Annotated in this window: 3 protein-coding genes and 1 pseudogene; 2 read left to right on the forward strand and 2 right to left on the reverse strand. The window is 52.5% G+C overall.

Annotated features, from left to right (window positions below; translation table 11 throughout):
* Together ABLV11_RS06800 and ABLV11_RS06805 are read left to right on the forward strand one after the other, a co-directional pair.
* The coding region (locus tag ABLV11_RS06800) for a glycosyl hydrolase family 28-related protein (protein WP_348855236.1) at window positions 1-2,182 on the forward strand (2,182 nt) is incomplete at its 5' end.
* A gap of 2 nt (window positions 2,183-2,184) precedes the next feature.
* Window positions 2,185-3,585, forward strand: a complete 1,401-nt coding sequence (locus ABLV11_RS06805) for a hypothetical protein (protein ID WP_348855237.1) — start codon at window positions 2,185-2,187, stop codon at window positions 3,583-3,585.
* A 58-nt stretch (window positions 3,586-3,643) separates the two neighbouring features.
* Here ABLV11_RS06805 and ABLV11_RS06810 read toward each other — a convergent pair whose 3' ends face one another.
* Both ABLV11_RS06810 and ABLV11_RS06815 read right to left on the reverse strand, forming a co-directional pair.
* On the reverse strand, window positions 3,644-4,372 hold the full coding sequence (locus ABLV11_RS06810; protein WP_244058609.1) for a LamG-like jellyroll fold domain-containing protein: 729 nt from the start codon (window positions 4,370-4,372) through the stop codon (window positions 3,644-3,646).
* A 2,589-nt stretch (window positions 4,373-6,961) separates the two neighbouring features.
* A pseudogene (locus tag ABLV11_RS06815) lies at window positions 6,962-7,348 on the reverse strand (right-handed parallel beta-helix repeat-containing protein); the annotation flags it as partial.
* Between the last annotated feature and the right edge of the window lie 49 nt (window positions 7,349-7,397).

The following is a 7,397-nucleotide window of genomic DNA, read 5'->3' on the forward strand; positions in this document are numbered from 1 at the left end:
TTTCGCTCAAACCCTCGTTTGCGCGAACGCCTTTTTTGGAGCAAAAAACATGGCCTTTAATCCGCCGTTGGGGAGCTCGTCTCCCGAGGTGTTGGTCGGTAATGCCAAACGTCTCGATGAACTGGTGAACGGCCCCGCCGCCGACGTTCCCGATCGTGGTGGGGATCCTCTGGACTCCTGGCGTTTGATAATGGAACAAAACCAGACACGCGTAGAGCAACTGGACGACATCATTACCTCTCTTGATACTGCGAGCTTCACTTTTCCGGACGAACCCGCAGGCATCGCTGGCACGACTGATGGTCAGTATTTCCGCGTTCCTCAGGGTGAAGGGAACGTTGTCGGATTTAATTATTATAAAAACAGCGCAGGTGTGGCAGTCATTGTTGCATCAGTTGCATCTGCAGAAATTACTAAATTGCTGGGCATGACCGATGATTCTGGTCTCGTACGGACAGTTTCATCTGATGGAAAGATTACGGAAGTAAAAACAGAGACCGGTGATAATTATCTGGCGGGGATGGACGAAAGCATTCAGGAGATGGCATCGCGTAGCGGGAAGGATAACTCTACGAACCTTCATTCAGCCACGGATAAAGACGGCCTGCAGCTTATCATCACTGATGCTGAAGGGAAAATTCGCATCCCTCTAACTGATTTTCCGCTGCAGGATCTGCTTGCTCAGGTTCAGCCTGTTTCCGGGCCGTTTCTCAACACGCTGAGCTCCGCTGATAAGGCGGCATATGGCTATATTGATGAGCTGGGCGGTCTTAATCTCCCGGGTCTTCCGACATCCGTTAACAATATGCTGAACAGCCTGTCCCGCCGCGTGCAGCAGCAGGCAGATGGCCGGTTTCTCACCAGTATCAAGGACTATGGATGGGACCCGAACAGCCAGGAAGATGCACGACAGGTGATTCAGCGCGCAATCCGGGACATGGCCCGCAATCCGTATGGTGGTGTGATTTACTTGCCGCCAGGAGTATACCGGCTGAGTTCCTTCCTCACGCCCGCGCCCAACGTATCGATTATTGGGGCAGGTACCGGGAAAACGATACTGATGCCGTATGGCTCATATTCGGCGATCCAGTTCACCACATCACCGACGAATCCCGTCCCGGAATTGACGGATTTTGTGTACTCCGATTTTGAAGTGGATTGTCAGGATCAGGTATTGCCGGATGAGGGTTATCTCCCCAGGACTAAGGGCCTGTATTTTAACTTCTACCGCCGCGGCCACCTGCACCGCCTGCGGGTGAGAAACTCTGGCGCGACTGGGATTGGCATCGACTTTGCGCGCGATTCCGCCATTACTGAATGCGTGGTGGAGAACTTTGGTCGGCTAGCGCCGTCGGGTAACGATAACCCTGCGGGGGCATCTGGTCTCGGATTAGGGGCTGGCGGTACGCAGAGCGAGCCGCTGTATGTCGCAGGAAACTTCTGCCGCAACGGGAAGAACTTCGGCATCTTCCTTGAGAAACAGCACGGAACAAATGCGCCTTACAGCTCTGAACACACGATAGTCACCGGCAACACATGTACAGGGAATAACGCTGGCCTGGGTGATTGTGGTGTTGATGGCATGCTCGCTACCAATAACAACTTCTCAGAAAATAATTATGGCGTGATTATCAGTCCGGGAACTGTGCTGGCATATCCCGGTTCGCGCGGGCGTCTGCAGTGCAATATTATCGCCAAAAATGCTAAACATGGCGTCTATTACAACAGCACGACTGAGCAGCGAGACGGCGAATACCAGATTGACAGCAATACCATCCGTGATAATGGCGAAGATGGAATTAACCTCAAATCGCCAGGCCAGGAAGTCCGCAGCATGTTTATCCAGGGGAATGACGTTTATCGAAACGGACGGCATGGTCTGAACCTGGAAGACGGGACGGCGATCAATATGGATGTGGTAAACAACCGCTTCTGGAATAACGGCCTGACCGCTTCCGGGAACGGAATTAATCTGGCCTCAGAAGTTAAGATCAGCTCGTTCAGCGCAAATAAAATTCGCGACATCCAGTCTACGCCTACTCAGCAATATCCTGTTTATGCCAGCGGTACGCTTACCGATGTCGATATTTCATTTAACCACTGCGTGGGTAACGCGCAGAACACACTAAATCTGACCGGCACACAAACCCGCGTCACCACTCTGAACAATCCAGGAATCTGACAATGGCAACTCAAATCAAGAGCAATAAAACTTATCAGGGCGATGCTGCCGCACTTCCTTCCCCGCAGGCCCCGATGCCGAAACTGGCCAGCCTTTACCTGGACTTTGAGAAAGAGCTTTATATTGCCCTCGGCAGAACAACGGGTAATGCAATTCGCTCCCGCCGTCTGGCTGACGTGGTAACCTTTACTCGCGCATCGGAAACTACCCGCGTGAACAAAAGCGGCCTGATAGAGTATCTGGCGTCCGGTGAAGCTGCGATCGAATATGATCCGATTACTGGTGAGTGCCTGGGGCTTCGCGTTGCTGCAGGGGTAACTAACCTTGCGGCCAACAGTGAAAACTTTTCTGGCACGACCTGGACAAAATCGGGCGTGTCCACCACGGCCGCCAAAACAATCGCACCTGATGGTAACGTCTCTGCATCACCCTTCAATGAAAGCACTGACAGCGTTGATACTGTGCACTTTATGCAGGAAAATTCCACTCCGGCCGCCACCGTGGGAAGTCCTGTCACATTCAGTATTTTTGCGAAAGCGAATACCGCGAGTGTTATCCAGCTGGTCGCTCAGGGTGCAGTAACAACGACGCAGTTTGCAAACTTCGATTTGGTCAACGGCTTAAGAACCCGTAGCTCGTCCGGCATCCTGCAGACAAGCATACGGAAATATAAAAATGGCTGGTACCGTCTGAGTATCACCATTACCCCTGCGGGCACAGCCTCCCCGCAGTTCACACTGGCGCTTGTGAATGACGTGACATCAGCTGCTGCGTTGCCAGCCTATACAGGTTCAGGGAAGGGTGTTTACATCTGGGGGGCGCAGATTGAAAACTGGGATGGTGTTACGCCATACATCACGACAGCTGGCGCAACTGTAACCCGGCCTGATGAGGTCTGCACCGTTCGTACCGATCTTGATTTTATGGCTGCTGACCGCGGGGCAATTTTTGCTGATTACAATATGCCCGCCAGCCTGCAGGCGATGAGTGGTGTCTATAACGCCGGGCAGGCAATTGTCTGTCTTGATAATGACAGTGTCGCTGAATATGTCAGTTTTCTGAACCGCCGCATCAGTAACAGTATCACCAACCAGAACCTGGCGGCCGCCGCGAAAATTGTCGGCAGTTCTGAAGTTACGGTTGAGGTAAAACGTCTCGGCCAGGTCCGAAACGGCCATCAGTCCTTTATCAGTTCATTTATCAGCGGCGATATGCGTGTATTTGACGGCATCAACAAATACAGTGGCGCTCCGCTGGTATCAACTCAACTGAACCGGTTAATAGTTGGGCGGGCCAGAACGACGCCTGGCGCTGTTTCAAACACTTATCTTAAGCGCCTGGTTTATTACCCGGTCACGTTAGCTGATGCTGATTTAGTGTCTCAGTTTAATGCATTGTCGTAGCAACAAATTGCGGCTGTCATGATAATTGCCAGCCGCAAGGGATTCTTCATGAACCAGCTCAGATAAGCCCGCGCTCCCGTAAAACATCCTGACCTACAACAACCATTGCTTCGCGCTGGGCCTGGGTAAATGCGCCGTCATACAGGGCAACAAATGCGATATCACCCAGCATCGAAGAGGTTGTACTGCCTGTTGTATCGCCCCCTATAACTAATGGCGCTAACAGTGAGGCGTTCGCCGGAAAATCCGTTCCGATGCTTCCAAGCCGCACGCCCAGGTCACTGAACTGGACCCTCACATTATTGTTTGCCGGATCGAATATTCCTGATGCTACGTACCACGTGTTCACTTCGGGCTTACTGACAGTACCATCACTCACGATAACGGTATTCCCGGATGGGTAAGTTACGGACATGTAGAGACCGTTGTTGAAGTAAAGGTTAAATCCGCCACCTGCAACACGATTGCTGATGATATGTGTGTAGCGGCTCAGCGCAGATAATTTAAACGCGGTGACAAAAGACACTGCGCCCTGACCTGATTTTGAAAAATCCGTTTTTGACGGAAGCGAGCCATCTTCATAATGAAGTCCCCAATCACGCACCTGCCCGCCCCCCGGACTCACCGTATAACCATGTCCACTGTTATCCAGAGGATTGAGTAAATCAAAGCAGGCAAGCGCGGGCAGCGGCGACTGGCTTTCCAGTACAGAAGGCACGGTTACATAGTCGTGATTCCAGTCAGTGACGGAGAAAATCTGATTGCAAAAAATACGAGTTCCGGACATGAGTTATCCTTAAATATTGGGTGAGTGCGCAGGGGTGCCCCGGTTCTCGTTACCGGTGCCGTTAAGTATGCCGCTGTATGTCGCTCCGTTCATCGGGTCAAACCAGTCACAGCCTGTTGCTCTGACATTCGAGGCATCAAAATAGAGCGTGCCGGTGGAGTCCGGAATAAGCTGAATATCAGCCCCTGTCACGCGACAGCGGTTTCCCGTATTGCCGATGCTGTAGCGGGCGAGTAATCCCCCGTGAATGTCAAATTCCGCTTTTACACCCGTCGCATTAATGATTGATGGATAGCAGTTACGCAGAGAGACTTTAGGTCGCCATGAATATTCACTGGTCCGGTATGTCGAGCCGTCCACAACCGTATCCCATGCTGATGCCTCACCCGGCATATAGACTGTCGGGCTGGCGTTCTGAGCCACGACCGGATTATTGATGACGCTGACAACGTCCACAGCGATGATGTCGGCGTTGGTACCATTCGGGCGAAGCTTCACCCGACTGCCGAACGGGTTTTGCGCCATATCATCCCCACATCGGAAGACCGCCATCACCGCGTTTTTATCGTCCGGCACATGAATCGCCGTCATGTTCTCAACTTTTATCAGGCCCGGGAGGTACGTGCGGTCGGCCGGGGTGTAGAGATTTTTAAGCGGCCGGCAGAATGAGAAGGCGAAATTATCCGGCAATATCGCCGACATCCCGTCCAGATCGAAAACGATATTCCTGCCAATAACGGTATGCGGGTCTTTTGTGTCAATTCCGTAGTCGAAAGCCGTTCCGGCATTCATGCGGACAACATCAAACGTAAAGGTGTTATTCCCTCCCCAGTTGACCGTGCGATCGAATCTGACCACGAGTCCATCAATGGAAAGGTTACACTCGCAGTCACCGGCATAATCTTCACGCATGTTGATGAAGTAATTAAGGCGATCCTCCATCGTACCGCTCTGCGCTGTTGAAGCAGGGACAACGTCAAATTCAATGTTGCGCATTGAGAATGCCCCGCCGCCCTGGAGATTCACCTGCTTCCCCTTGAAGCGGGTATTGTCGATAAAGACGTCATAACCAAACGAGTGAAAATCGAAACGGTTCATGACGCTGCGATCGATAAAGAGGCGTTTCACACCGTGATGGCCCTGGAATCCCCAACCATGCAGCCCGTAATAGGCGTCAACATGAACTTCAATACTGTTGCGAAAACAGATGACGTAGGCCCCGTTATTCGCGTTTGGCATACATTCAGCCGTAGCGTTACGCATGCGGAGATCGCAGACACCATAAGAGCTGATGGCCACCCGTGACTCAATGTTGCCCGTAGCCCAGTTCTCCATCACCAAATCGCAAATGTTCACCTGCGACCGTTCAATCTGCATATTAACGAACCGGCGGTCAGCACCAGCCTCGAAGAATGTTGGCGGGTAAAAGTTAAGCCAGGCGCTTTCTTTTGGCTGGATCCACGCCTCTGACACGGTACCTGCTGGCGTATTTTTCACAAATACGTCAGTTATCGCCCCGTTCCTTCCGATCCGGGTAAAATCCCGAAAATGAACGTGCTGACGGGGATTGCCGCGTCCGCCACTGCGGTACAGTTCCACTGCGGAAGATATATACCCGAAATATCCCCCGCGATACTGATACAACTTAGGCATGGGAAGCCGCATACTGCCCCGCCGGAGATAAGACGCGTAGGTGGTGTTAAGCTCGTTCAGTTCCGAAGTCGTAAAGTCAATGCGGTTTTTCCCCTGGATGCGGTACATGTAAACCGGGTCCGGCGCGCCATCGTTAACACCGTCCACTTTACCCCATCGATTTTCTGCCAGACCACTTCGGTTACAGGTCACGACAGTACAGCCTGTCAGGTATGATGACGTGCGAACAATCACAGACTCGCCGATCCAGAGAAAGCGGCCAGCATTCTGCACGACCGGGATCGCGTGCTTATTCGCAAAAGCATGGCAATTTATCATGGCCTGATCAGCTGCCGCCTGGTCGGCCAGCAGCGCCTGCGCGGAGGCTTCATTTCCCTGCATGGAAAGCAGAGCATATGACTGATAGGTGTCCTCCGGTATGCGGGGAGCGCCGAACATGTCGTAAGAAACGAAATCGCACTGGCGGACCCAGCGACGACCGTCAACACCGACCAGAACACCGCCGCCATCATCCGGCGATGACGTGTCAGACGAATCAACGACGAACCTGCCGCCAATACGCTCACCCACAACATCACGAACCGTAGCGTCGCCAGTGTAGTTACGAATATCGTCATAACCCACTGCCGTGTCGCCAGGGGTAATGCCGCCAGCCTGCCCGCCACCGCTGTCACTCCCGCCCCAGCCGACCTTTGTTCCGTCTTCTTTCACCCCTGCGATAACCAGCCCGTTTTTCGCATAAATTAAGAATAACCACCCCTCAGGCGCATTATTATCAAGGATATTACCGCTGAAATTCAGACCGGAATCCCCGGTTAATAAGCGGGCGATTAAACTTAATGAGATTTCGCCATTATCGTCATCGATTTTAAAGGGACGGAGACCATTACGTGAAACGATGTCAAAAAGCGCATCGGGTGAAGCCTGAAGTGGTGTTATGCGTTCGTAAATGGCATCGACAAGAGCATCAACATATTCTTTCGAAATCAATCGGCGCCCGGTAGCAGTGAGCACACCGGCATTATTGATATATTCATCTGCCAGAGCGCTACCATCCAGGCTTCGCACATACGTGGTGCTGCCCTCCGGGATATTGACGATATCCGCCTGGGCCGCCTCAAGCGTCATGTACTGCTTACTCAATGGCACAAGGTTCTGACGAATCTGGTCATTCTTCGCCATCATTCCGCGCCAGGTATCCAGATCAACGCCAGCGCGGTCTGGTTCGGTCGGCGCATCACCATTCACCAGCTTATCCAGGCGCTCGGCATTATCGAGCAGCACTGCGGGAGACGTGCTCCCCAGCTCCGGGTTAAAGGCCATGTTTTTTGCTCCAAAAAAGGCGTTCGCACAAACGAGGGTTTGAGCGAAA

The organism is Klebsiella sp. GW_Kp181 (genome assembly GCF_040062315.1).
Classification (GTDB): Bacteria; Pseudomonadota; Gammaproteobacteria; order Enterobacterales; family Enterobacteriaceae; genus Klebsiella; species Klebsiella oxytoca.

What these genes read in the sequence shown, in the direction of transcription:
- ABLV11_RS06805 (WP_348855237.1), top strand. Translation starts at nt 2,185, where the DNA reads ATGGCAACTCAAATCAAGAGCAATAAAACTTATCAGGGCGATGCTGCC.
- ABLV11_RS06810 (WP_244058609.1), bottom strand. Translation starts at nt 4,372, where the DNA reads ATGTCCGGAACTCGTATTTTTTGCAATCAGATTTTCTCCGTCACTGAC.